This is a genomic window from Pseudomonas sp. GW822-FHT03F04, from assembly GCF_058801405.1.
This window is the reverse complement of record NZ_JBXANF010000006.1, coordinates 181,579-205,594: the sequence shown is the minus strand read 5'-3', so window position 1 is coordinate 205,594 and position 24,016 is coordinate 181,579. Positions and strand designations below refer to the sequence as shown.

23 protein-coding genes are annotated in these 24,016 nt (G+C 61.7%); 11 read left to right on the top strand and 12 right to left on the bottom strand.

What is annotated here, in order from left to right:
• Positions 1–185 precede the first annotated feature (185 nt).
• From AC1RMX_RS15930 to AC1RMX_RS15920, 3 genes are all read left to right on the top strand, one after another.
• On the top strand, positions 186–1,946 hold the full coding sequence (locus tag AC1RMX_RS15930; protein ID WP_493072521.1) for a sensor histidine kinase: 1,761 nt from the start codon (positions 186–188) through the stop codon (positions 1,944–1,946).
• Positions 1,946–3,274: a sigma-54-dependent transcriptional regulator gene (locus AC1RMX_RS15925; protein ID WP_273901625.1), complete on the top strand. Its 1,329-nt coding sequence runs from the start codon at positions 1,946–1,948 to the stop codon at positions 3,272–3,274. Before AC1RMX_RS15930 ends, AC1RMX_RS15925 begins: the two co-directional genes overlap by 1 nt.
• Before the next feature lie 165 nt (positions 3,275–3,439).
• Positions 3,440–4,759 (top strand): MFS transporter, encoded by a 1,320-nt coding sequence (locus AC1RMX_RS15920; RefSeq protein WP_096818372.1) that lies wholly within the window; start codon positions 3,440–3,442, stop codon positions 4,757–4,759.
• Between the two features lie 61 nt (positions 4,760–4,820).
• Here AC1RMX_RS15920 and AC1RMX_RS15915 read toward each other — a convergent pair whose 3' ends face one another.
• Positions 4,821–5,579, bottom strand: a complete 759-nt coding sequence (locus AC1RMX_RS15915) for a COG4705 family protein (protein WP_096818374.1) — start codon at positions 5,577–5,579, stop codon at positions 4,821–4,823.
• 348 nt (positions 5,580–5,927) lie between these two features.
• Between AC1RMX_RS15915 and AC1RMX_RS15910 the strand changes: the two genes are divergently transcribed.
• Complete coding sequence (locus tag AC1RMX_RS15910) at positions 5,928–6,245, top strand: hypothetical protein (protein ID WP_085730226.1); 318 nt, start codon at positions 5,928–5,930, stop codon at positions 6,243–6,245.
• 128 nt (positions 6,246–6,373) lie between these two features.
• On the top strand, positions 6,374–7,003 hold the full coding sequence (locus tag AC1RMX_RS15905) for a flavin reductase family protein (protein WP_085709577.1): 630 nt from the start codon (positions 6,374–6,376) through the stop codon (positions 7,001–7,003).
• Between the two features lie 6 nt (positions 7,004–7,009).
• Here AC1RMX_RS15905 and AC1RMX_RS15900 read toward each other — a convergent pair whose 3' ends face one another.
• Together AC1RMX_RS15900 and AC1RMX_RS15895 are read right to left on the bottom strand one after the other, a co-directional pair.
• Positions 7,010–7,252, bottom strand: a complete 243-nt coding sequence (locus AC1RMX_RS15900; RefSeq protein WP_096818378.1) for a hypothetical protein — start codon at positions 7,250–7,252, stop codon at positions 7,010–7,012.
• Between the two features lie 43 nt (positions 7,253–7,295).
• Positions 7,296–7,649 carry a putative quinol monooxygenase gene (locus tag AC1RMX_RS15895; RefSeq protein ID WP_085709576.1) on the bottom strand — a complete coding sequence of 118 codons (354 nt, stop codon included), beginning with the start codon at positions 7,647–7,649 and terminating at the stop codon, positions 7,296–7,298.
• 335 nt (positions 7,650–7,984) lie between these two features.
• Between AC1RMX_RS15895 and AC1RMX_RS15890 the strand changes: the two genes are divergently transcribed.
• Entirely contained in the window at positions 7,985–8,914 is a 930-nt protein-coding gene (locus AC1RMX_RS15890; protein WP_096818380.1) for an AraC family transcriptional regulator, read from the top strand.
• Here AC1RMX_RS15890 and AC1RMX_RS15885 read toward each other — a convergent pair whose 3' ends face one another.
• The 6 genes from AC1RMX_RS15885 to AC1RMX_RS15860 form a co-directional block, all read right to left on the bottom strand.
• Entirely contained in the window at positions 8,915–9,970 is a 1,056-nt protein-coding gene (locus tag AC1RMX_RS15885) for an ABC transporter ATP-binding protein (RefSeq protein ID WP_096818382.1), read from the bottom strand. It lies immediately after the preceding gene.
• Positions 9,971–9,984: 14 nt separating this feature from the next.
• Entirely contained in the window at positions 9,985–10,833 is an 849-nt protein-coding gene (locus AC1RMX_RS15880) for an ABC transporter permease (protein WP_064599073.1), read from the bottom strand.
• Positions 10,830–11,738, bottom strand: a complete 909-nt coding sequence (locus AC1RMX_RS15875) for an ABC transporter permease (RefSeq protein WP_007960163.1) — start codon at positions 11,736–11,738, stop codon at positions 10,830–10,832. Before AC1RMX_RS15875 ends, AC1RMX_RS15880 begins: the two co-directional genes overlap by 4 nt.
• 71 nt (positions 11,739–11,809) lie before the next feature.
• Positions 11,810–12,913, bottom strand: a complete 1,104-nt coding sequence (locus AC1RMX_RS15870) for an ABC transporter substrate-binding protein (RefSeq protein ID WP_493072520.1) — start codon at positions 12,911–12,913, stop codon at positions 11,810–11,812.
• A gap of 216 nt (positions 12,914–13,129) precedes the next feature.
• On the bottom strand, positions 13,130–14,578 hold the full coding sequence (locus AC1RMX_RS15865) for an aldehyde dehydrogenase family protein (RefSeq protein WP_273538680.1): 1,449 nt from the start codon (positions 14,576–14,578) through the stop codon (positions 13,130–13,132).
• On the bottom strand, positions 14,578–16,215 hold the full coding sequence (locus tag AC1RMX_RS15860; protein WP_493072519.1) for a 5-guanidino-2-oxopentanoate decarboxylase: 1,638 nt from the start codon (positions 16,213–16,215) through the stop codon (positions 14,578–14,580). The genes AC1RMX_RS15865 and AC1RMX_RS15860 overlap by 1 nt, the downstream gene beginning before the upstream one ends.
• A 139-nt stretch (positions 16,216–16,354) precedes the next feature.
• On the opposite strand from AC1RMX_RS15860, the gene AC1RMX_RS15855 reads away from it, so the two are divergent.
• On the top strand, positions 16,355–17,233 hold the full coding sequence (locus AC1RMX_RS15855) for a LysR substrate-binding domain-containing protein (protein ID WP_493072518.1): 879 nt from the start codon (positions 16,355–16,357) through the stop codon (positions 17,231–17,233).
• Positions 17,234–17,286: 53 nt separating this feature from the next.
• On the opposite strand, the gene AC1RMX_RS15850 is transcribed toward AC1RMX_RS15855, so the two are convergent.
• The gene (locus AC1RMX_RS15850) at positions 17,287–17,901 is read right to left on the bottom strand and encodes an NAD(P)-dependent oxidoreductase (protein WP_096818388.1); all 615 of its coding nucleotides are present in this window, start codon (positions 17,899–17,901) and stop codon (positions 17,287–17,289) included.
• 46 nt (positions 17,902–17,947) lie between these two features.
• On the bottom strand, positions 17,948–18,826 hold the full coding sequence (locus tag AC1RMX_RS15845) for an MBL fold metallo-hydrolase (RefSeq protein ID WP_096818389.1): 879 nt from the start codon (positions 18,824–18,826) through the stop codon (positions 17,948–17,950).
• A 114-nt stretch (positions 18,827–18,940) separates the two neighbouring features.
• Between AC1RMX_RS15845 and AC1RMX_RS15840 the strand changes: the two genes are divergently transcribed.
• Both AC1RMX_RS15840 and AC1RMX_RS15835 read left to right on the top strand, forming a co-directional pair.
• Positions 18,941–19,846, top strand: a complete 906-nt coding sequence (locus tag AC1RMX_RS15840) for a LysR family transcriptional regulator (protein WP_096818391.1) — start codon at positions 18,941–18,943, stop codon at positions 19,844–19,846.
• Between the two features lie 41 nt (positions 19,847–19,887).
• Complete coding sequence (locus AC1RMX_RS15835; RefSeq protein WP_085730216.1) at positions 19,888–20,115, top strand: hypothetical protein; 228 nt, start codon at positions 19,888–19,890, stop codon at positions 20,113–20,115.
• Between the two features lie 9 nt (positions 20,116–20,124).
• Here the strand turns inward: AC1RMX_RS15835 and AC1RMX_RS15830 are convergent, their stop codons facing one another.
• The gene (locus AC1RMX_RS15830) at positions 20,125–21,021 is read right to left on the bottom strand and encodes a helix-turn-helix domain-containing protein (protein ID WP_096818393.1); all 897 of its coding nucleotides are present in this window, start codon (positions 21,019–21,021) and stop codon (positions 20,125–20,127) included.
• A gap of 178 nt (positions 21,022–21,199) precedes the next feature.
• Here AC1RMX_RS15830 and pobA point away from each other — a divergent pair, with 178 nt between their 5' ends.
• Together pobA and AC1RMX_RS15820 are read left to right on the top strand one after the other, a co-directional pair.
• Positions 21,200–22,393 carry a 4-hydroxybenzoate 3-monooxygenase gene (gene pobA, locus AC1RMX_RS15825; RefSeq protein WP_493072517.1) on the top strand — a complete coding sequence of 398 codons (1,194 nt, stop codon included), beginning with the start codon at positions 21,200–21,202 and terminating at the stop codon, positions 22,391–22,393.
• Positions 22,394–22,472: 79 nt separating this feature from the next.
• Positions 22,473–23,990: an MDR family MFS transporter gene (locus tag AC1RMX_RS15820; protein ID WP_096818397.1), complete on the top strand. Its 1,518-nt coding sequence runs from the start codon at positions 22,473–22,475 to the stop codon at positions 23,988–23,990.
• Positions 23,991–24,016: the final 26 nt, after the last annotated feature.

Below are 24,016 nucleotides of genomic sequence, written 5' to 3'. Positions count from 1 at the left end.
TTTTTTTTGAATGTATAAAATTCGCACAATAATGCAGGGGAGGTTTTTTCGAGCGCAATTGTCGATACCTCCAGTTCGGTATCTGCAAAAAAATACGGCACGCTCATCGCATCTATGAACAGGAACCCCGCCTACACATCTGCATGGTATCGTGCCCGCCCGTCCTGCCATCCGTTTGCCCCAGCATGCTGCCGACTTCCCGTACCCTGCGTCTGTCGTTGTATACCCTGCTGATCATCGCCGGCGCCGCCCTCGCCGCGACTCTTGCGATCCGCCACGCCGAACGTCAGGCATTGGAAGAGGACGCGGCGCGGGCCAATCAGCAGTTGGCACTGTACGCCAATTCTTTGCACACACTGATCGACCGCTACCGCGCCCTGCCCGCCGTGCTCGCACTGGACCCGCAATTGCGTGCGGCACTGGCCGGTCCGGTCGACGCCGAACAGCAAGCGGCGCTCAACCTGAAACTGGAAAAGATCAACGGCGCCGCGCAATCCTCGACGCTGGAACTGCTCGATCACACCGGCCTCGCGGTGGCGGCCAGCAACTGGCGTCTGCCCAGCAGTTACGTCGGTCACAACTACGGCTTTCGCCCCTACTTCAGCCAGACCCGCACCCAGGGCACCGGGCGTTTCTACGCAGTCGGCGTGACCAGCGGGATTCCCGGTTATTTCCTGTCCAGCGCGGTGCTCGGCGACAACGGCGAGTTCCTCGGGGCGATGGTGGTCAAGCTCGAATTCCCGGAACTTGAACGCGAATGGAGCCAGGGCAGCGACACCCTGCTGGTCAGTGATGCACGCGGGATCATTTTCATCGCCAACCAGCCCGACTGGCGCTATCGCCTCCTGCACCCGCTGAGCCCGGCCGATTACAAAGAGATCAAGGCCACCCGCCAATACGACAAACAGTCGCTGGTGCCGCTGACTCATCTGTCGCTGCGTCGCTTCGACGACAACAGCGATCTGCGTCGTGTCGAGGCTCCGCAAGGTACGGCGGATTACCTGTGGGAATCGCTGCCGCTGACCGCCGAAGGCTGGACCCTGCACCTGCTGCGACGCCCGCAATTATCCTTCGAAGACCAGCGCAATGCCGGGCTCGCCGCGGCCGGGGTGTGGCTGGCGCTGGTGTTCCTGCTGTTGTTCCTCAACCAGCGCTGGCGCCTGGCGAAAATGCGCCAGCGCAGCCGCGAGGAGCTTGAGCAACTGGTCGAAGAACGTACCCGCGACTTGCGTACCGCTCAGGACGGTCTGGTGCAGTCAGCCAAACTCGCGGCACTGGGGCAGATGTCGGCGGCGCTGGCCCACGAAATCAATCAGCCGCTGACCGCTCAGCGCATGCAACTGGCGACCTTGCGCCTGCTGCTCGATCATGGCCGCGTCGATGACGCCTACAAGGCGCTCAAACCGGTCGATGAAATGCTCACGCGCATGGCGGCCCTGACCGGTCATTTGAAAACCTTCGCCCGCAAGAGCCCCAGCGGTTTGCGCGAGCGGCTGGATCTGGCCACAGTGGTCGATCAGGCCCTGCAATTGCTCGACGCAAGAATGCGCGACGAACAGGTCAGCCTTGTGCTGCATCTGACCCGCCCGGCCTGGGTGCGCGGCGATGCGATCCGTCTCGAACAAGTACTGATCAATTTGCTGCGCAACGCCCTTGATGCGATGCAAGGCAAACCTTGCAAGCGTCTGGAAATCCGCCTGGAAGCCGACGAGCAACTGTGGCGCCTGAGCGTCATCGACAACGGCGGCGGCATTGCCGAAGAGCATCTGGGCCAGGTGTTCGATCCGTTCTTCACCACAAAACCGGTGGGTGACGGCCTCGGTCTGGGGCTGGCGGTGTCGTTTGCCATCGTCCACGAATCCGGCGGGCGCCTGAGCGCCGACAATGGCGGCAACGGCGCGGTATTCAGCCTGACCCTGCCGATCGATCTGGAGGCGCACATCTGATGCTCAATTCGGTGATGGTGGTCGATGACGAAAGCAGCATTCGCAGTGCCGTCGAACAGTGGCTGAGCCTGTCCGGTTTCGAGGTTCAACTGTTCAGCCGCGCCGAGGAATGCCTGGCGGCGCTGCCGGCGCATTTTGCCGGGGTGATTGTCAGCGACGTGCGTATGCCTGGCCTCAGCGGTCTTGAACTGCTGGCCGAGGTGCAGCGCCGGGATGCCGACCTGCCGGTGATTCTGCTCACCGGCCACGGCGATGTGCCGATGGCGGTCGAAGCCATGCGCGACGGTGCCTACGACTTTCTGGAAAAACCCTTCAGCCCCGAGACCCTGCTCGGCAGCCTGCGCCGAGCGCTGGACAAGCGCCGACTGGTGCTGGAAAACCGCGCCCTGCACGAACAGGCCGACAACCGCGCCAGACTCGATGCAACGTTGCTCGGTGTATCCCGTGGTTTGCAGACCTTGCGCCGGCAGGTGCTGGACTTGGCGACGCTGCCGGTCAATGTGCTGATCCGTGGCGAGACCGGCAGCGGCAAGGAACTGGTCGCCCGCTGCCTGCACGACTTCGGCCCACGCGCCGACAAGCCGTTTGTGGCGCTGAACTGCGCGGCGATCCCCGAGCAGCTGTTCGAAGCCGAGTTGTTCGGGCATGAAAGCGGCGCGTTCACCGGGGCCTCCGGCAAGCGCATCGGCAAGCTGGAATACGCCGATGGCGGCACGCTGTTTCTCGATGAAATCGAAAGCATGCCGCTGGCCCAGCAGGTAAAACTGCTGCGGGTGTTGCAGGAGCAGAAGCTGGAGCGGCTGGGGTCGAACCAGAGCATTCGCGTGGACTTGCGGATCGTCGCGGCGACCAAACCCGATTTGCTGGATGAAGCGCGGGCCGGGCGTTTTCGCGAGGACCTGGCGTATCGCCTGAACGTCGCCGAATTGCGCCTGCCGCCGTTGCGTGATCGTCGGGAAGACATTCCGTTGTTGTTCGAGTCCTTCGCCCAGAGCGCCGCCCAACGCTTGGGCCGGACTTTCCCGCCGCTCAGTGGCGCGCAATTGAGCCACCTGCTGAGTCATGACTGGCCGGGTAATGTGCGGGAGCTGGCGAATGTCGCCGAACGGCAGGTGCTGGGGCTGGATGAACCGGTGCAGGGCATCGATCCCGGCCAGTCACTGGCGGCGCAGCAAGAGGCGTTTGAGGCGCAGTGTCTGCGGGCGGCGTTGACCCGGCACAAGGGTGATGTGAAAGCCGTGCTTGAAGAGCTGCAACTGCCTCGTCGCACCTTCAATGAAAAGATGCAGCGCCATGGACTGACCCGGGAAATGTTCGTACCTGAATGAGCGGAAATCCGCTCATTCATTCCTGATCATCGGCAAAAACCCGCTCAACAACTCCCCCTACCCCCTCTAAACCGGCCCTCCCCCCGTTGGCACAGCTCCTGCTATAGCCCTCGCAGGCTGCGTTTCAACGCGCTCCACAAAAACAATTAAACGAAGGATCCTTCAATGGATAACTCCAACGCCCTGCCTCTTGGGTCGGCTGCCGTGCCGGTCAAAGAACGAACCACCGCCAGTCGCATCAAGTCGATCTTCAGCGGTTCCGTCGGCAACATGGTCGAGTGGTACGACTGGTACGTCTATGCCGCCTTCTCGCTGTACTTCGCCAAGACCTTCTTCCCCGCCGGTTCCACCACCGCCCAATTGATGAACACCGCCGCGATCTTCGCCGTGGGCTTTCTGATGCGCCCGATCGGTGGCTGGTTGATGGGCTTGTACGCCGACAAGGTCGGACGTAAAAAGGCACTGATGGCCTCGGTGTACCTGATGTGCTTTGGCTCCCTGCTGATCGCCCTCAGCCCGAACTACGAAACCATCGGCATCGGCGCGCCGATCCTGCTGGTGTTCGCCCGTCTGCTGCAAGGCCTGTCGGTCGGCGGCGAGTACGGCACCTCCGCCACTTATCTTTCTGAGATGGCAACCAAGGAGCGTCGCGGCTTTTTCTCCAGCTTCCAGTACGTGACCCTGATCTCGGGCCAGCTCATCGCGCTGGGCGTGTTGATCGTGCTGCAGAACATGCTGACCACTGAACAGCTGTACGCCTGGGGCTGGCGCATCCCGTTCGCCATCGGCGCGCTGTGCGCAATCGTTGCGCTGTACCTGCGTCGTGGCATGGAAGAAACCGAATCCTTCACCAAGAAAGAGAAGTCCAAGGAAAGCGCCATGCGCACCTTGATGCGCCATCCGAAGGAACTGCTCACCGTGGTCGGCCTGACCATGGGCGGTACGCTGGCGTTCTACACCTACACCACCTACATGCAGAAATACCTGGTGAACACCGTCGGCATGAGCATCTCCGACTCCACCACCATTTCCGCAGCGACGCTGTTCCTGTTCATGTGCCTGCAACCGATCATCGGCGGCCTGTCCGACAAGATCGGTCGTCGTCCGATCCTGATCGCCTTCGGCGTGCTCGGTACGATCTTCACCGTGCCGATCCTGATGACCCTGCACACCATCCAGACCTGGTGGGGCGCGTTCTTCCTGATCATGGCGGCGTTGATCATCGTCAGCGGCTACACCTCGATCAACGCCGTGGTGAAGGCCGAGCTGTTCCCGACCGAAATCCGCGCCCTGGGCGTCGGCCTGCCGTACGCACTGACCGTGTCGATCTTCGGCGGCACCGCCGAATACATCGCGCTGTGGTTCAAAAGCATCGGCATGGAAACCGGTTACTACTGGTACGTGACTGCGTGCATCGCAGTGTCCCTGCTGGTGTACATCACCATGAAAGACACCCAGAAACATTCGCGCATCGTCACTGACTGATCGCAAAAAACGCGCGAAGGTGCAAGACCTTCGCGCGTTTCTTACCTGTCCGATTTCCCGATCAGGACAACTCGGCAACGCCCTGTTTGCCGCCATAACGCTTCTGCGCATAAGACGCGCCCACGATCATCACCAACAGAATCCCCGCCAGCACCGCCGACGAACCGATGGTGCCGAAGTCCAGCCCGCCCTTCTCATGGGACTTGGTCATCAAGTCGCCCAGGGTCGCGCCAAACGGCCGGGTCAGCACGAACGCCACCCAGAACAGCGCCACCGAAGAGATCTTGGTGAAGTACTTGAGCAGTACCACCACCGCAATCGCCGAGCCGATCAACAGCGCGCCACCAGCGAAGCCCAGGCCCGAGTCGTCCGCCAGGTAATCGCCGAGCGCGGTGCCCAGGGTGTTGGAGAACAGGATCGCCATCCAGTAGAACATCTCGCCGCGAAAGCTCTGCACCTTGGTGACGTTGAGCGAATCGCCGCTCAGGCGCCACGCCGCGAAGATCGCCAGCAGGATCGCGATCAGGATCATGGAACCTGTGGCGTAACCCAGCTCCAGCGTGCGGTCCATGAAGTCGGACATGGTGGTGCCGGCAGTGCTGGTCGACAGGATCACGATCCAGTACAGCAGCGGCTTGTAGGTCTTGGACATCAGCTGCGTGATCAGCGTCAGGACGAACACGCTGATGAGGATCAGCGAGCTCATGGCATAGCCGACGTTGAGGGTCATCGACAGCAAATCCCCCGCGGTTTCCCCCAGGGTCGTCGCGCAGATTTTCATGACCCAGAAGGCCAGGGTGATTTGAGGCAGTTTGTTCATTGCAGGTAAAGCTCCAGTGTGTGACGGCCGGTTCTTGGTTTTCTGGCCGCCGGCAGACTGGCGTTACGAGGGTGAAAAACCGGTCGGGAATGTATGAAAAATCTGTCACACAACCCAAAAGCGGCGATTAATCACCGGTTAATGCCCCGGCCGCATTCTGCACCTACCTGATCGATGACCTGCGCGACGCTCGCTCCGACGACGAAAGCGAATTGAATGCGTCGCCCTTAATATCAAGTTAATCGATTATTTTTAGCATTATTTTGCGCTTTTTAATCAATTTAATTGGCGTAGCATGAACCCCATGCGAAACACATCGCCAACGAATTTCGAATCTGGAGAACGACCATGAAAACCAAACTGATCCTCGCCCTGACCTTGTCCGTACTGGCCGCCAACACCTTCGCCGCCGATGGCTCGGACAAAACCAAATCCGCCGATTTCATTTCCGGCGCCAGCGCCGCTATCGAAACCAGCCACTCGGGCGCTTACGCTGCCGATGGTTTCGATAAAACCAACGTCGGCAAAGCCGTTGCTGCCGATGGCTTCGACAAGACTGGCACTGCTGCTGCCATCGCTGCCGACGGCTTCGATAAAACCGGCACCGCCGCTGCCATCGCTGCTGACGGTTTCGATAAAACCGGTACTGCCGCAGCCATCAGCTGATCGGCAGGATGCAGACACCAAAGCCCGGCCATTGCCGGGCTTGTTCATTTCCAAAGGTCGGCATTTGATCTTCGCGGATCGGACTTGCACTATTGGTCGCTTATAAAAGCCTTCAGGAACACCCCGCCATGCCCGATGACATCCATTTCTACGAACCGGCCAACGGCCACGGCCTGCCCCACGATCCGTTCAACGCGATCGTCGGTCCGCGCCCCATCGGCTGGATTTCTTCGCAGGATGCCGAGGGCCGGTTGAACCTGGCGCCTTACAGCTTTTTCAACGCGTTCAACTACATTCCGCCGATCATCGGGTTCTCCAGTGTCGGGCGCAAAGACAGCCTGAACAACATCGAGCAGACCGGCGAGTTCGTCTGGAACCTCGCGACCCGGCCGCTGGCCGAGCAGATGAACCAGAGCTGCGCAGCCGTCGCCCCCGAGGTCAACGAGTTCGAACTGGCGGGGCTGACGCCGGTGGCGTCGAAGGTGATTGCCGTCCCGCGTGTGGCCGAAAGCCCGGTGTCCTTCGAGTGCAAGGTCACGCAGATCATTCAGTTGCAGCGGGCCGACGGCGAGACGGTGCCGAGCTGGCTGGTGCTCGGCGAAGTGGTCGCCGTGCACATTGCCAAATGGCTGTTGAAGGATGGAATCTACGACACCGCCGCCGCAGAACCGATTCTGCGCGGCGGCGGGCCGGCGGACTACTTCCAGCTGGGGCCGGAGGCATTGTTCAAGATGTGGCGCCCGGGCGCCGTCAAGTAAACGCGGTTACCAGATCAGCTCGGCGTCATCAGTGACGCCCTTGAGCTTGTCCAGCTCATTGATGGCCGCTTCATCCGCGGCAATGGCACCAGGGAACACCTGGTCATTCAACAGTTTGTGAAAGCGTGGCGCACCGCCGTCGACCAGGGCCTTGACCGCGATTGCCGCGTGATAACCCTTGTTGCTGCCCAACTCGACGGGGACTACAGCGGAAACCGCTTCGAAGTGTTCGAACTCTTTACGTGCCATGTCGCAGGTCCTGGCTCAGTCAAATAGGCTGGCCATTAAACCCTCAACCGGCGAGTTTGTGTATCGGCGCGCAACTTTGACCCAGCGCCTGCGCCGCCGACACGTCTTTAAACGTGTGGAAATCCAGGCTGTTGACCACCAGGTCCTGCACCAGCTCGGCAAAGACTTCCATCGACGGGCTGCTGAAATAGGCGGTCATCGACTGCTGGTTATTCCAGAAACCGGAAACCAGCCACAACTCCGGATCACACTGCGAATGCTGCAAGGAAAAGCTCAGGCAACCGGCGGCGGCACGGGATGGTTCGATCAGCGCGCTCAGGCGCATGCCGAGTTCCGCCGAGCGCCCGGCGCGCGCTCGAACGAAGGCCATATGACTGACGGGAATCTGCTTGGACATGTTCAACCCTCCCAGGGAGTCGCGTGGCAGCCGGGGACGGGCTGCGACAGGATCCAAGGTTAAGGGCCGGGCAGCGTTCGCCGTTAGTCGATTCCTGCCGTCGCGTTGCACAATCCTGCGAGACTGTCTTTCAGACCTGTAACAGATCGTGAATTGCTGTCACCGTCCTGTCACACCGGTTTCGAGCAAGTTTTCCGGAATGCGCCCTGTCATGTCTGGGCAGGCAAGCAACGCCATGCAGGATCAGGCAAGCATTTCGCAGGATGTGTCTACCGCTTGCGCTTGCACAAACTTATGCTCTGCTCCCATTCCATCCCTTGCCGAGGAGGCTGTGCATGACGTCATTCGATCGTTTTCAGGCGCCGCCCGATGCCGACATGGAAAAGCAGCGCGCGGAACTGGCGGCCATCATCCGCCGCAACACATCCGAAGATGGCAGTTATGCCACCGCCGTCGGCTCGCTGTTCATGTCGCGCCACACCCAATCCCATGACTTCGCCCCGGTGCTCGCGCAACCGGCGCTGTGCATCATGGCCCAGGGGCGCAAAGAGGTGCGGCTGGCGGACGAGTACTTCAATTACGACCCGCTGAATTACCTGGTGGTCTCGGTTTCGATGCCGTTGAGCGGTCGGGTGGTGAATGTTTCGCCTCTGGAACCGATCCTCGCCGTGCGCCTGGACATCGACCCGGCGGAAATCACCGCGCTGATCGCCGACGCCGGGCCCATGGGCGTGCCGACCCGGCCGACCGGGCGCGGTCTGTATGTGGAAAAGATCGACAGCGCGATGCTCGATGCGGTGCTGCGTCTGGCCCGCCTGCTCGACACACCGAAAGACATCGCCATGCTCGCGCCGCTGATTCGCCGGGAGATTCTCTATCGCCTGTTGCGCAGCCCGCAGGGCCATCGGCTGTACGAAATCGCCATCGCCAACAGCCAGAGCCATCGCATCAGCCAGGCGATCAAATGGCTCAACGGCAACTTCGAACAACCGCTGCGCATTGATGATCTGGCGAAGGAAGTGAACCTCAGCGTCTCGACCCTGCATCACCGTTTCAAGGCGATGACGGCGATGAGTCCGTTGCAGTATCAGAAGCAACTGCGCCTGCAAGAGGCGCGGCGTTTGATGCTGGCTGAAGGGCTGGAGGCATCGGCGGCGGGGTATCGGGTGGGGTATGAAAGCCCTTCGCAGTTCAGTCGTGAGTACAGCCGCCTGTTCGGCGCGCCGCCGCTAAGGGATCTGGCGCGCTTGCGACTCACGGTCTGATCAGGCGCCCAACACCCGACACGCCTCACTCGGCAGCGTCACCGACACCGGATGCCCGATCCCCAGCCCGATGCCCTGACACGGCGTACTCAGCGCCGTGAAGGTCACCCCGGAACATTCCACCGTGGTCTCGATGGTCGCGCCGATGTCGCGCACGAACGTCACCTTGCCCAGCAGGCGATTGCCCGCCGTGGCCTGGGGCGCCGACAGTTGCAGGTCTTCGGGACGGATCAACATTTTCACTTTCTGTCCGACCACGATGCTGCTGCAGATCGGCACTTGCAGGGCATCGCCGCCCGGCAGCACGACCTTGCCATCGCCCAACGCGGTGGCCGGGAAAATATTCCCCGAGCCGATGAAGTCCGCGACGAACTCGTTGGCCGGATGGCGGTAGATTTCGATCGGCGTACCCACCTGCTGCACCCGATGCTCGCCCAGCACCACCACGATGTCAGCCATGGTCATGGCCTCGCGTTGATCGTGGGTAACCATGATGGTGGTGATGTTCAGGCGTTGTTGCAGCTGGCGGATTTCCACCTGCATCGACTCACGCAGCTTGGCATCCAGCGCCGACAGCGGTTCGTCGAGCAGAAGGATTTTCGGGTGCGAGGCAATCGCTCGGGCAATCGCTACCCGCTGACGCTGGCCGCCGGAGAGTTTCGCCACCGGGCGGTCGATCATCGCTTGCAGCTGGATCAGCTCCAGCAACTCCACCACCCGCGCCTGTTGATCAGCCTTGCTCACACCGCGCAGTTTCAACGGATAGGCGATGTTCTCGCCCACGGTCATGTGCGGGAACAGCGCCAGCGACTGGAACACCATGCCGAAGTTGCGCAGGTGCGCCGGGGTGTGGCCAATGTCCTCGCCGTCCAGGCGGATCTCGCCGCCGGTAAGGGTTTCCAGCCCGGCGATCATTCGCAGCAACGTGGTCTTGCCGCAGCCCGACGGGCCGAGGAAACACACCAGTTTGCCCTCGGGCAAATGCAGGTTGACGTCTTTTACCGCGCAGGCCGAGCCGTAGTGTTTCTCGACGTTTTCCAGAATCAGTCCAGTCATGTTGCACCTCACAATCAAAAGGAAACGCCGCCCTCGCCCACCAGCTTCTCCAGCGCCCAGATCAGGACGAAGTCGATCAGCACGATCAGCACGGCAAACGAAAACACGGTAGGGTCGAGCGATGACACGGTGCGGCTGTACATCCAGATCGGCACGGTCATGACGTCGATGGTGTAGAGGAAATAGGTCACGGTGAATTCGTTGAACGAGACGATGAACGCCAGCAGCATCCCCGCCAGAATCCCCGATTTCATCAGCGGCACCACCACATCGACGATGGCCCGCAACGGCGAGGCGCCGAGCATCTGCGCGGCCTCTTCGACTTCGCTGCCGATGGAAAGCATGGCCGCCGTGCAGTTCTTCACCACGAACGGCAGCGCCAGAATCACGTGGGCAATCACCAGCCGCGAGGTGGTCATGTGGAACGGCAGGCTGTCGAACACCAGCAGCAAGGCCAGCCCCAACACCACCATCGGAAACACCAGCGGCAGCGACATCAGTTGCAGCGCCACGCCTTTGCCGCGGAACTCGCAACGGGTCAGCGCGTAAGCTGCCGGCACCGCGATCAGCGTGGCGAAAATCATCGTCAGGCACGCCACCAACAAACTGGTGCCCATGGCCTGGCCGAGGCTCAACACATCGCTGGCGTCCGGCGACACAAAGGTGTGCCACGCGGCCTTGTACCACTGCAGGCTGTAGCTGCTCGGCGGGAAGTCGAGGTTCGACGCGCCGCTGAACGACATCACGATCATGGTCAGGATCGGCAACACTGCCAGGAACAAAATGATCCCGGAAAGAATGCCGGCAAACTTGCCGGTATCGCCCGGCAACAGCGACTGACGCTTCTTGATCAGGGCACTCATTGCGAAGCCTCCAGCAGACGGCGACGGCGGCCGGTGATGTATTCGGACAAGGTCATGATCGCCAGGGTGGTGACGATCAGCACCACGCCAGCGGCGGATGCGGCAGGCCAGTTCATCAGCGGGGCGATCTGGTCATGCACCATCACCGCCAGCATCGGCACGCGCCGACCACCCAGCAGCAGCGGCACCACGAAGCTGCTGGCGTTGTAGGCGAACACCAGCGTCGCGCCGGTGATGATCCCCGGCAGACTCATCGGCAACACCACCTGACGGAACACTTGGAAACGACTGGCGCCAAGCGTCGCGGCAGCTTCTTCGTAGCTGCGGGCGACACCGCGCATGGCGCTGGCAATCGGCAGCACAGCGAGCGGGAACGCGGTCTGCACCAGGCCCATCAATACGCCGTTCTGGTTGTACAGCAACATGATCGGGCGCTTGATCAGGCCGAGGCCCATCAGGGTCTGGTTGAGCATGCCGCCGGGGCCGAGGATCACCAGCCAGCCGTAGCTTTGCAGCAGCAGGTTGACCAGCAACGGCAACAGCACCGCCGCGAGGAAGATCCGCCGCACGAACGGTGAAGTCAGGCGCGACATGGTGTAGGCCACCGGGATCGCCAGTACCACGGCGATCACCGCGCTGATCAGCGCCAGACGCAAGGTCAGCAGCAGCGATTTCAGGTAGTAGGGTTCGAGCAACTGCGCGTAACTGGCCAGGCTGAAACCGGACCACTCCGCGCCCTTGGTGCCGACGCTCATGCGCAACACCAAAAGGCTGGCGGCAATCAGCACGCCGAGAAACAGCATCGACGGCGTGAGAAAAAACCACGCCCGCGCGGTTGGCGAAACACCGCGCGCCGGGCGCACGTCACCCGCGCCGACCGGTTGGGTCAGGGATTGATGTTCCATAGCAATGATCTCGTCAATGGAAAACGAATCTCCCGGGCACCCCGATCATGCGGTGCCCCGGAAGGTCGGCGTCAGGAAGAAAAGATTTCCGTGTAGCGACGAATCCACTGGTCATGCACGGTCGCCAGGAAGGCGTTGTCGTGCATGATCGCCTTCTCCGCGATCTGCTCCGGCGTGAGGATGAAGGGGCTCTTGCGCGCTTCGGCGGAGATGATCGCCTTGGCGTTGACCGGGCCGTTGAAGATGTCTTCGGCCATCTTGCCCTGCACCAGCGGGTCGAGGGAGTGATCGATGAAGGCGTAGGCCAGGTCGGTGTCGCCCGGACGGTTCTTCGGCATCACCGAGAGCATCAGGTCGGTATAGAAACCTTCTTTCATGCCGAACGTGGCGCCGAGGCCGTAGTTCGGGTCGCGGATCTGCTTGGGGAAAAACGCCGGGGCATACAGGCCCCCCATGTCCAGCGAGCCGGTGCGGAACAGCTCGGCGATCTGGTTGGGGTTTTCGCCCAGGGTCACCACGCGGTCTTTCAACTCCGCGAGTTTCTTGAAGCCCGGCTCAATGTTGTGCTCGTCACCACCGGCCAGTTTGGCGGCGATGATGATCAGGTCCATCGCTTCGGTCCAGTTCGGCGGCGGCAGGAAAATGCTCGGTGCCAGATCGGCGTCCCACAGCGCGGCATAACTGTCCGGCGCTTCTTTCTGGGTGCGGGTGCTGTAGACCAGACTGTTGCACCACAGCAGGTAACCGATGCCGTGACCGTTGGCCCCGGTGCGGTATTTTTCCGGAACGTCGATCAGGTTGGGAATGCGGTTGAGATCGGGTTTTTCCAGCAGTCCGGCAGCGGCCAGACCTTCGGCACCGACCCCGGCCAGGGTGATGATGTCGTACTGCGGACGGTCACCGCCGGCCTTGAGTTTGGCGACCATTTCTGAGGTGCTGCCAGTGCGGTCGGCAATCACTTTGGCGCCGGTCTTGGCTTCGAACGTTGCAGCGATGTTGCGCAGTGCGGCCAGGCCCGTGTCATCGGACCAGGTCAACAGGCGCAGGGTCTTGCCGGCAAAGCGGGTGTCGCTGGCACTGGCCCGGATGAAGGGCATGCTCATGGCCGCCGCAGCCACCGAGGCCACGCCGACGGTTTTGATGAATTGACGCCTGTTCAGATCGTGCTCGCCCATTTAGGACTCCCATTATTTTTGTAAGTATGAGATTGACCGCAACCCTTGCCGTGCATGATCGGAATCGCCCAAGCCCCCGATTTCAAAGGGCTTGAACGTGATCAGCGGGTTCATCCTGAGGTCGTGCAAAACACCTGACTATCGATAAAAACTCATCGGAGCCATGACGCCGGCGCATGCCTCGTTGCGAGGCATGCGCTGACCTTTTCCGGGCATTCAGAGCGCGCGGATCACGTGCTTGATTTCCTGGAATGCCGCCAGGCCCCACGGCCCCAGTTCGCGACCGATGCTGCTCTGTTTGTAGCCGCCCCACGCCGTCTGCGGGAAGATCACCTGCGGCGCGTTGAGCCACACCAGCCCCGCCTGCAAGGCGTTGGCGACCCGATCCGCAGTCTCGGCATTGCGCGTGACCACGCTGGCCACCAGACCGAACTGGCTGTCGTTGGCCAGGGCAATCGCCTCGGCTTCCGAAGCGAAACTGCGCACGCAGATCACTGGGCCGAAGATTTCTTCACACCACAGCGCACTGTCGAGGGGCACTTCGGTGAAGATCGTCGGTTGCAAGAAATATCCGCGCGGCAGATCCGCCGGGCGATTGCCGCCACAGATCAGCTTGGCACCGGCGCTCAGGCCACGGTCAATGTGACCGAGCACTCGCTGGTACTGCGCCTGATTGACCAGCGCGCCCATCTCGACTTCTGGATCGAACGGGTCGGCCACACGGATTTTTTCCGCGCGGGCCTTCAAGCGAATCAGGAATTCATCGGCCAGTTCATCGGCGACCAGCACCCGGCTGGTGGCCGAGCACATCTGCCCGGCGTTGAAGAAACCACCGCCGCAGGCCAGCTCCACCGCCAGATCCAGGTCGGCATCTTCCAGGATCAGCAGCGAGGATTTGCCACCCAGTTCCAGGCTCACGCCCTTCACGGTTTCCGCGGCGCGCTGCATCACCTGCACACCCACGGCGTTACTGCCGGTGAAGGAAACCTTGGCGATGCGCGGGTCCGCCGACAGCGGCGCACCGACCGCCAGGCCGGTGCCGCACACCAGGTTGAACACGCCTTTGGGCAGACCGGATTCGGCGATGATCGCTGCCAGTTCCAGTTCTGGCAGCGGCGTGACTTCCGAAGGTTTGAGCACCACGCAGCAACCGGCGGCCAGGGCTGGCGCGAGTTTCCACGCGGTGGTGACCATCGGGAAATTCCACGGCACGATCAGCCCGACCACACCGCAAGGCTCGCGGCGCAGACGTGCGCTGAAGTCGTCGCTGGGCAGCGGCACATTGCTGTCCTGTTTCGCATCAAGGCCTTCGGCGAGCTCGGCGTAATACTCGAACGTAGCGATCACGTCATCGACATCGATGCCCGCTTCAAACTGCGGTTTGCCGTTGTTGCTCGACTGCAATTTCATCAAGTGATCACGACCGTTGCGCACGCCATTGGCGATGTTGCGCAGGATCGCGCCGCGCTCGGCACCGGTGGTTTTCGACCAGTCCCTGAAGGCTTCAGTCGCGGCCGTTACCGCTTGATTGACGGCGTTTGCATCACCGCCATTGACCGTGGTCAGCAGCGCTTCAGTGGCCGGGTTGATCACGCGCAGGTGCTCGCGGCCGGCGGCCCATTGGCCGTTGATGTACAGGCCGTCGAGTGTGGTCGGGAAATTCATCATTTAGCCACCGCCTTCATCCATTGGGTCTGGTCGATTTCGATCAGGGTCGGGCCCTGACGATCGGTGGCGGCGCGCAGTGCACCGCGCAGGTGTTCAGCCGAGCTGATCACTTCCGCCGCGCAACCCAACGCCTTGGCCACACCGATGAAGTCCGGGGTGTAGATGTCCACGCCCACCGGTTCGATGGCGCGGTTGACCATGTATTTCTTGATCTCTTCGTAACCCTGGTTATTCCACAGCAGGATGATCACCGGCGTGCGCGCTTCCACCGCGCTGGCCAGTTCCGGCAGGGTGAATTGCAAACCGCCGTCGCCGATCAGGCACACCACTGGCGGACGTGCGCCGTGTTCCAGTGGGCCACCGAGCCAGGCGCCGATGGCTGCCGGCAAGGCGTAACCGAGGGTGCCGTAACCGGTGGACGAGTTGAACCAGCGGCGCGGACGCTCCGGGTTGAACGTGAGGTTGCCGGTGTACACCGGTTGCGTGGAGTCGCCGACGAACACCGCGTTCGGCAGTTCGTGCAGCACGGTTTCGAGGAAGCGGGTCTGGGCCAGAGTCGGGGCGTCCCAGGTCGCGGCCAGGTCTTCACGCAGACGCGCGGCGCGTACCTGACCCCAGTCGTTGCGGCGCTCGGCCAGCGGTTTGTGCGACAACGCGCTCAACAGTGCTTGCGCCGCGTTGCGCGAGTCCGCCACCAGCGCTACATGAGGCGGGTAGTTGCGCACGGTCTGGTCTGGATCGATATCGACGCGCAGCAGTTTGCCGGGGATCTCGAAACCACCCGCGAAGGTGACGTCGTAGTCGGTTTCCGCCAGTTCAGTGCCAATCGCCAGGATCACGTCGGCGTCGGCCACCAGGGCGCGGGTCGCCACCAGACTCTGGGTCGAACCGATCAACAGCGGATGATTGGACGGCAACATGCCTTTGGCGTTGATGGTCAGGGCCACTGGCGCGTCGAGCAGTTCGGCCAGTTCAGTAAGTTCGGCAGCGGCATCGATGGCGCCGCCACCGGCGAGGATCAGCGGACGCTGGGCGCCGGCCAGCAGTTCAGTCATGCGGCTCACGGCGGCCGGTGCAGCACCGGCGCGGTCGATGTGGACCGGCACGCTGGCCATTAGCTCATCGGCTTCTTCGACCAGCACATCCAGCGGAATCTCGATGTGCACCGGACGCGGACGCCCGGCCTGGAACAGCGCAAACGCACGGGCCAGCACACCCGGCAATTCGGACGCCGACATCAGGGTGTGGGAGAACGCCGCCACGCCACCGACCAGTGCGCTCTGGTTCGGCAGTTCATGCAGCTTGCCGCGACCGCCACCCAGTTGACTGCGCGACTGCACGCTGGAGATCACCAGCATCGGAATCGAATCGGCGTAGGCCTGGCCCATGGCGGTGGTGATGTTGGTCATGCCGGGGCCGGTGATGATGAAGCACACGCCCGGTTTGCCGCTGGTACGGGCGTAACCGTCGGCCATGAAACCGGCGCCCTGCTCGTGGCGCGGGGTGACGTGGTTGATGCTCGAACGGGCCAGCCCGCGATACAGCTCCACGGTATGCACCCCGGGAATGCCGAACACCTGCTCGACCCCATAATCCTCGAGTAACTTGACCAGTACTTCGCCACACGTCGCCATGTCTTTGCCCTTCTTGTTCGTTGAGGCACCGGGCCTTAAGGGAACCGGTGATTGGCCTCATTGAAACTGGCGACCCGTAGCCGCAACAATCGATAAAAGCTCATACTAGCCATGTCCTCACGTCATACCTTGGATCCACATGAAACGACTGCCTCCCCTGCCCGCCCTGCACACGTTTCTGATCACCGCGCAGTGCTGCAACTTCACCCGGGCCGCCGAGCAGTTGCACATCACCCAAGGTGCGGTGAGCCGGCAGATCGCCGGGCTTGAAGAACATCTGGGCTATGAGTTGTTCATTCGCCTGGCCCGGGGCCTGGAACTGACGGCCGAAGGTCGCGAATGGCTGCCACGGGTGCAGCAGGTGTTCAGCCTGATCGGCGACTCGGTGGAGCTGATCGGCGCCAAACGCGAAACCCTGCAACTCAAGGCGCCAAGCTGCGTGATGCGCTGGTTGTTGCCGCGGCTGTTGCAATGGCAGCGCGAGCGCCCGGACGTGCCGGTGAAACTCACGGCGTCGTTGCAGCACGGGGTGGACTTTCATCGCGAGCAGTTCGACGCCGCAGTGATCTACGGCACCGCGCCCCACGACTCGCCCGCGACCTTGCACCTGTTCGATGAACAACTGACGCCGGTCTGTTCACCGGGACTGCTCAAGGGAACGTCGGCCCTGCACACGCCGGCCGACTTGCAACAGCACTTGCTGCTGCACCCGACGCACACCGATGACGACTGGACGCTGTGGCTGGAGGCCGCCGAACTGCACTTGAGCAACATCGGCAGCGGTCAGCATTTCGAAACCCTGGATCAGGCGATGTCGATGGCGTCCCACGGGACTGGGGTGGCGATCGGCGACTGGTCGTTGATCGGCGATGACTTGAACGCCGGGCGACTGGTGATGCCGTTCGATCTGAAGGTGAAGACGGGATTGGGCTATTACATCGTGGCGCCGGCGTCGGAGCCGTCGGCGAAACTGCAGGAATTGATGGGGTGGTTGGTGGAGCAGGCTCACACGCGGTGAGCCTGTTACTGAACGTTCCCACACAAGGCGTGGGAACGTTTGATCGGGTTACATCAGTAACCGACAGTAAACCGCTGCCGCGAATGCTTCGGCGTTTCCACTTCGTCGATCAGCGCAATCGCGTAGTCGGCAAAGGTGATCGAGCTCTGGCCTTCGGCGCTCACCAGCAAGTCATCCTTGCCAACGCGGAATTTGCCGGTGCGCTCGCCTTCGACAAACAGCGCCGACGGCGACAGGAACGTCCAGTCCAGTTCCTTCTCCTGACGCAGCGCATCAAGGAACGCCGCACCAGCGCTGGCCTCAGCCTTGTACTCGGCCGGGAAACCGGCGCTGTCGATCACTCGGGTGCCGTCCGGCAGCAACAGCGAACCGGCACCGCCGACCACCAGCAGACGTTTCACCCCGGCCTGTTTCACCGGACCGATCAGCGCGCTGGCCGGGACCGTGGCGAAATGCGCGGCACTGATCACCACATCGTGACCGGCGACGGCGTCTTGCAGCGCGGCGGCATTCAAAACGTCTACGTTCTTGCTGACCACACCGGCGCGGGCGCCGATCTTCGAGGTGTCCCGAGCGATGGCGGTGACGCTGTGGCCGCGACGCAGGGCTTCTTCCAGCAATTGGCTGCCGGCACGGCCGGTGGCACCAATGATTGCGATCTTGCTCATGACATTCTCCAGTTGGCTTGAGAGTGCTGCGTTTTTCAGAATCGGGTTACCACTTCATCTCGCCCTTGGCGACTTTGGCGCTCAGCTCCAGCGAGCTTTCTTCGCCCAGTTTCGGGTAGCGTTTTTTCATCGCGGCGATCAGCGCGGCAGAGTCCTTGGCCTTGGCGGTTTCTTCGTCGAACGCCTTGATGTAGTCGGCGGTGAACTTCACGGCGGCCAGTGAACGGGCGCTGTCACCCAGGTAGTGACCCGGCACCACGGTTTTCGGTTTCAGGGTTTCGATCGAGTGCAGGGTTTCCAGCCAGTCGGCGTGGGATTGTGCAGTCTGGGTATCGGCCATCCACACGTGGATGTTCTCGGCGACAACGACACCACCGACCACGGCTTTTAACGAAGGAATCCACACGAAGCTGCGATCCGGTTGTTTGCCTTCCAGGCCGACTACCTGCAGTTTCTGGCCTTCAAGCATCAGGCTGTCGCCCTTGAGCACGCCCGGCACGATGGTTTTGGCCGGCACGTCGGCGCCCATTTTCGGGCCCCAGAACGCCAGTTTGCCGTCGACGGTTTGCTTGATGTGATCAACGGTCGGCTGCGAAGCCAGTACCTTGGCATTCGGGAATGCCTTGGTCAGGGTGTCGAGACCGAAGTAATAATCCGGGTCACCGTGGCTGATGTAGATCGTGGTCAGTTGCTTGCCGCTGGCGCGGATCTTTTCCACCACTTGCTCGGCCTGGGACTTGCCGAACTGGGCGTCCACCAGGATCGCGTCCTTCTCGCCGCTGACCAGCACCGAGGTCACCGGGAAGATTGCGTTGGTGCCTGGGTTGTAGACATCGAGGCTCAGATTCGCAGCAGCCGCGTGAGCAGCAAAACCGAGGGTGGCGGTGGCCAGTAAAACGCGCTTGAGAGTGGTGAAGCCGATCATGGGTTGCTCCGCTGTTCGTATGCCGTGCTTGGCGATGGGACAGAGCTTAGTTGCCAGACTCATTACAAAAAATGCGATGCTTAAACATAGTTTGTTTCTGAAAGCGGGCAAATCATGGATCGTCTCCAAGCAATGCGGGTGTTTGTCACGGTTGTGGATCTGGGCAGCCAGTCGGCGGCGGCCGATCACCTGGACCTGTCGCGGCCAGTGGTGTCGCGGTATCTGGCGGAACTGGAAGACTGGGTCGGCGCGCGCCTGATGCACCGCACCACGCGCAAACTGAGCCTGACCGCCGCCGGCAACGAGATCCTGCCACGCTGCCGGCAGATGCTCGAACTGTCGAGCGACATGCAGGCCGCCGTCAGCGAACCCGACGATGCGCCACGGGGGTTGTTGCGGATCAGCGTCAGTACCTCGTTTGGCCAGGCACAACTGGCCGATGCCATGGCCGCTTTCGTCAAACGCTACCCGGGCGTCAACATCGACCTGCAAATGCTCGATCGCACGGTGAATCTGGTGGACGAGCGCATCGACCTGGCGATCCGCACCAGCAACGATCTCGATCCCAACCTGATCGCCCGGCGCCTGACCGTCTGCCGCTCGGTGGTCTGCGCCGCACCTGCCTATCTGCGGGAACACCCGCAGCCGCAGCGCGTAGAAGATCTGAGCCGACACAACTGCCTGACCCATTCCTATTTCGGCAAGAGCCTGTGGCATTTCGAGGAGGATGGCGAACCGGTGTCGGTGCCGGTGCAGGGCAACATCAGCGCCAACGAGGCCAGCACCCTGCTGCGCGCGACACTGGCCGGTGCCGGGGTGGCGATGCTGCCGACCTATCAGGCCGGCGTACATATTCACAGCGGGGAACTGGTGCGCCTGCTGCCGCACGCCGAGCCTCGGCGGATGAACATCTATGCGGTGTACGCCTCGCGCAAACACATGCCGGTGGCGCTGCGCAGCATGCTGGATTTCCTGGTACTGCGGTTTCCCGAAAACCCGCAATGGGATGTTGGCTTGTAAACCCGTTCGCCGCGCGGCTGGCAACTCCACGGCGCTGACCTATGCTGAAAGTAGTACCCAAGGGTATTCGTTCAGAGGTCAACGCCATGATCATGAGCACCAGAACAAGAAGATACCTCGCGATTTTCATCACCTGCGCGGCCACGCTGGCGCTGTACGGCACCGCGGCATGGCGCGTGGAGCAGTTGCGGCAACTGCCCCGTGAGTACGCGAGCTGCAACTTCGAGCGCTGCATCCCTCACAACGCCACCCTCAACGCCCTGCGCTGATACAGGACGTCAGGCGTCGTCGTTCTGCTCGGCCTTCAAGCGGTCGCGGAACGCCTTTGGCGAGATCCCCACCCGGCGCCGGAACAGGCGCGTGAAGTTGGTCGGATCGGAAAAACCCAACACGTCGGACATCTCGTAAATGGTCATGCTGGTGTACGTCAGCAGACGCTTGGCTTCCAGCAACTGACGTTCATGCATGATCTGCAACGCCGGCTGCCCCGCCAGTTCGCGGCAGGTGCCGTTGAGGTGCGAGACGGAAATCCCCAGGCGATGGGCCAGGTCCTCGACCTTGACGTGCTGTCGGTACGTCTCCTCTACCAGTTGAATAAAGCCATTAAGGTATTCGCGCTGACGCTGCGGGCGTTGCGTGGCGTTGTGGCGGTGGATCGCCTGGCGGCTGACCCAGACCATGATCACGCTGACCAGCGAATGCATGAGCATTTCCCGCGCCGGTTGATGACCGTTGTACTCGGCCTGCAACGCGGCAAACAGACTGTTGAGGTAGTCCGCGTCCTTGCCCGCCGGGTAGCTTTCGGCCTGGGCCAAAGCCTGCACCGCGCTGCCCAGTTGCGCCTGCAAATGGTTGATCAACGGCGTGGCCAGGGTGACGACAAATCCTTCGACGTCCTCGGAAAAACGGAAACCATGCACCGATAACGGCGGCAGGATCTGGATCGCGGTTTCGTTCAGTTGCGTGCGTTGGCCTTCGATTTCAAGCTCTGCCTGACCTTTGAATACGAAGAGCAACTGGCACAAATCGGCGTGGCGGTGGGGTTTGATTTCCCATTGATGTTCGCGGCTGCGTTTGGAAATGGTTTCACAGTGCAGCAAGTCAGGGGTTGGCCAGTCCAGGCTTTCACCATAGAGCTTGAACACCGGAATCGAAGGCAGGTCAGGCTTGTTCATCACTTCAATCCAGGCCTCGAAGGTTGCGGGCGATAATCGCACCGATTGGCAGAATGTACAGGTATCGGCTCAGTTTTCACCTTCAATTGACAGACCCGCAAGGGAAAAATGCAAGCACTCGAATCCTGAAAATCATTCACCGGCCGTTGTCGCGTGAAGCTTGCGAGTCATAAAAACAATGAAAACGCTGAAAACCCAAGTCGCCATCATTGGCGCCGGTCCGTCCGGATTATTGCTCGGCCAACTGCTGCACAACGCCGGCATCGACACCCTGATTATCGAGCGCCAGACACCTGACTATGTACTCGGCCGAATCCGCGCCGGGGTCCTTGAACAGGGCATGGTAGAGCTGTTGCGCGAGGCTGGCGTGAGTCAGCGGATGGACGCCGAAGGGCTGGTCCACGGTGGTTTCGAACTGGCCCTCGACGGGCGTCGGGTGCACATCGATCTGCAGGCGCTGACCGGTGGAAAAACCGTGATGGTCTATGGCCAGACCGAGGTCACCCGCGACCTGATGGCCGCTCGTCGGGAGACCGGCGGACAGACAATCTACGAAGCCAGCCATGTCGTTCCCTGTGACATGAAAAGCGACGAGGCCTTCGTCACGTTTGAAAAGGACGGCGAAACCTGGCGCGTCGATTGCGATTACATCGCCGGTTGCGACGGTTTCCATGGCGTGGCCCGACAGTCGATCCCGGCGGAATGCCTGAAGGTCTTTGAACGGGTTTATCCGTTCGGCTGGCTGGGGATACTCGCCGACACACCACCGATTCACGACGAACTGGTCTACGCCCGTCACGAGCGCGGCTTCGCCCTGTGCAGCATGCGGTCGGAGACCCGCACCCGCTATTACCTGCAAGTGCCGGCCGAGGAAAACGTCGACGACTGGTCGGATCAGCGCTTCTGGGATGAACTGCGCAATCGCCTGCCGGCGGATCTGGCGCAGAAGCTGGTGACCGGTCCGTCGATTGAAAAGAGCATCGCGCCGCTGCGCAGTTTTGTGGTCGAGCCGATGCAGTACGGGCGGATGTTTCTGGTGGGGGATGCGGCGCATATCGTTCCGCCGACCGGTGCCAAGGGTTTGAACCTGGCGGCCAGCGACGTCAGCACCCTGTTCAGGATTCTGCTGAAGGTTTACCGCGAAGGGCGCACTGATTTGCTGGAGAAGTATTCGGAAATCTGCCTGCGTCGGGTGTGGAAAGCCGAGCGGTTCTCCTGGTGGATGACCTCGATGCTGCACCGTTTCGACGAACACGATGATTTCAGCCAGCGGATCAGTGCTTCGGAACTGGACTACTTTGTCAGTTCAGAGGCCGGTCAAAAAACCATTGCAGAAAATTACGTCGGACTTCCTTATGAGGCTATCGAATAGCCTGCTACCGACTTACACTGGCGAGCATCCACCCGCTCGCCTTGCCCCTGCGGGTCAATCACTGCCCGCAGGTTCGCCCGTGACCAATCTCAACCACCCCGAAACGCCCAAACCGGCCATTCGCAGCGTGCTGGTCGCGCTGATGATGGCGATCTTTCTTGGCGCGCTGGACCAGACCATCGTCGCCGTTTCCATGCCGGCCATCTCCGCGCAATTCAAGGACGTGAGCCTGCTGGCCTGGGTGATTTCCGGCTACATGGTGGCGATGACCGTGGCGGTGCCGATCTACGGCAAACTCGGTGACCTGTACGGGCGGCGCAAACTGATGCTGTTCGGCATGGGCCTGTTCACCCTGGCCTCGCTGTTCTGTGGCATGGCTCAGAGCATGGAGCAACTGGTGCTGGCGCGGATCTTCCAGGGCATCGGTGCCGGCGGGATGATTTCGGTGAGCCAGGCGATCATCGGCGACATCGTCCCGCCCCGGGAGCGTGGTCGCTATCAGGGTTACTTCTCCAGCATGTACGCGGTGGCCAGTGTTGCCGGCCCGGTGCTCGGCGGTTACATGACCGAGTACCTGTCATGGCGCTGGGTGTTCCTGATCAACCTGCCGCTGGGCCTCGGCGCCTACTGGGTAGCGCGACGCAATCTGATCGGCCTGCCGATTCCCCAGCGCAAACCGGTCATCGACTACCTCGGCACACTGCTGATGATCATCGGCCTGACGGCATTGTTGCTGGCGATCACTCAGGTCGGCCAAGGCCACGCGTGGCGCAGCAGTGAAGTCCTCGGTCTGTTCGCTTGTGCGGTGGCGGTGCTGGCGGTGTTCGTCTGGCATGAGCGACGTGCCCGGGAGCCGTTGCTGCCGATGCACCTGTTCACCAACCGCAGCGCCCTGCTGTGCTGGTGCACGATTTTCTTCTGCAGCTTTCAAGCGATTTCGTTGATCGTGCTGATGCCGCTGCGCTTCCAGAGCGTGACTGGCGCCGGGGCGGACAGCGCGGCCCTGCACTTGTTGCCGCTGGCGATGGGTTTGCCGATCGGTGCCTATTTCGCCGGTCGTCGCACGTCGATTACCGGGCGCTACAAGCCACAGATTTTCACCGGTGCGCTGCTGATGCCGATCTCGATCCTCGGCATGGCCTTCAGCCCGCCCGATGCGACGCTGATCAGTAGTGTGTTCATGTTGCTCAGCGGTATCGCCGGGGGCATGCAGTTCCCGACCTCGCTGGTCGGCACGCAGAACTCGGTCGAGCAAAAGGACATTGGCGTCGCCACCAGCACCACCAACCTGTTCCGCTCTTTGGGCGGTGCGGTGGGCGTGGCGTTGATGTCGGCACTGTTGCTGGCGTTGTTGCAGGACTCCAGTTTTGCTCACCTGACCGGCGCATCGCTGATCGGCGAAGGTCATTCCGGCAATGTGCTGCTCGATGGCCTGAACGCGGCACCCGGCGATGCGCAGAATGCCTTGCGTGCCGAGTTGCTGGTGACGTTCCGGCATTTGCTGATGGTCAGCGCCGGGGTGTCGCTGCTCGGGCTGGCAGCGGCGCTTGCCATGCCGAACCGTTTGTTGCGCGGGCGTGAACACGGCGCCCGCTGACCGATGCCGATAGCTCCCACGCCTTG

Coding starts and splice junctions, on each gene's coding strand:
- AC1RMX_RS15885 (WP_096818382.1), bottom strand. CDS start 9,970: ATGACTGGACTGATTCTGGAAAACGTCGAGAAACACTACGGCTCGGCC.
- AC1RMX_RS15925 (WP_273901625.1), top strand. CDS start 1,946: ATGCTCAATTCGGTGATGGTGGTCGATGACGAAAGCAGCATTCGCAGT.
- AC1RMX_RS15890 (WP_096818380.1), top strand. CDS start 7,985: ATGACGTCATTCGATCGTTTTCAGGCGCCGCCCGATGCCGACATGGAA.
- AC1RMX_RS15840 (WP_096818391.1), top strand. CDS start 18,941: ATGGATCGTCTCCAAGCAATGCGGGTGTTTGTCACGGTTGTGGATCTG.
- AC1RMX_RS15920 (WP_096818372.1), top strand. CDS start 3,440: ATGGATAACTCCAACGCCCTGCCTCTTGGGTCGGCTGCCGTGCCGGTC.
- AC1RMX_RS15880 (WP_064599073.1), bottom strand. CDS start 10,833: ATGAGTGCCCTGATCAAGAAGCGTCAGTCGCTGTTGCCGGGCGATACC.
- AC1RMX_RS15860 (WP_493072519.1), bottom strand. CDS start 16,215: ATGGCGACGTGTGGCGAAGTACTGGTCAAGTTACTCGAGGATTATGGG.
- AC1RMX_RS15905 (WP_085709577.1), top strand. CDS start 6,374: ATGCCCGATGACATCCATTTCTACGAACCGGCCAACGGCCACGGCCTG.
- AC1RMX_RS15865 (WP_273538680.1), bottom strand. CDS start 14,578: ATGAATTTCCCGACCACACTCGACGGCCTGTACATCAACGGCCAATGG.
- AC1RMX_RS15835 (WP_085730216.1), top strand. CDS start 19,888: ATGCTGAAAGTAGTACCCAAGGGTATTCGTTCAGAGGTCAACGCCATG.
- AC1RMX_RS15845 (WP_096818389.1), bottom strand. CDS start 18,826: ATGATCGGCTTCACCACTCTCAAGCGCGTTTTACTGGCCACCGCCACC.
- AC1RMX_RS15915 (WP_096818374.1), bottom strand. CDS start 5,579: ATGAACAAACTGCCTCAAATCACCCTGGCCTTCTGGGTCATGAAAATC.
- AC1RMX_RS15855 (WP_493072518.1), top strand. CDS start 16,355: ATGAAACGACTGCCTCCCCTGCCCGCCCTGCACACGTTTCTGATCACC.
- AC1RMX_RS15910 (WP_085730226.1), top strand. CDS start 5,928: ATGAAAACCAAACTGATCCTCGCCCTGACCTTGTCCGTACTGGCCGCC.
- AC1RMX_RS15930 (WP_493072521.1), top strand. CDS start 186: ATGCTGCCGACTTCCCGTACCCTGCGTCTGTCGTTGTATACCCTGCTG.
- AC1RMX_RS15830 (WP_096818393.1), bottom strand. CDS start 21,021: ATGAACAAGCCTGACCTGCCTTCGATTCCGGTGTTCAAGCTCTATGGT.
- AC1RMX_RS15870 (WP_493072520.1), bottom strand. CDS start 12,913: ATGGGCGAGCACGATCTGAACAGGCGTCAATTCATCAAAACCGTCGGC.
- AC1RMX_RS15875 (WP_007960163.1), bottom strand. CDS start 11,738: ATGGAACATCAATCCCTGACCCAACCGGTCGGCGCGGGTGACGTGCGC.
- AC1RMX_RS15850 (WP_096818388.1), bottom strand. CDS start 17,901: ATGAGCAAGATCGCAATCATTGGTGCCACCGGCCGTGCCGGCAGCCAA.
- AC1RMX_RS15900 (WP_096818378.1), bottom strand. CDS start 7,252: ATGGCACGTAAAGAGTTCGAACACTTCGAAGCGGTTTCCGCTGTAGTC.
- pobA (WP_493072517.1), top strand. CDS start 21,200: ATGAAAACGCTGAAAACCCAAGTCGCCATCATTGGCGCCGGTCCGTCC.
- AC1RMX_RS15895 (WP_085709576.1), bottom strand. CDS start 7,649: ATGTCCAAGCAGATTCCCGTCAGTCATATGGCCTTCGTTCGAGCGCGC.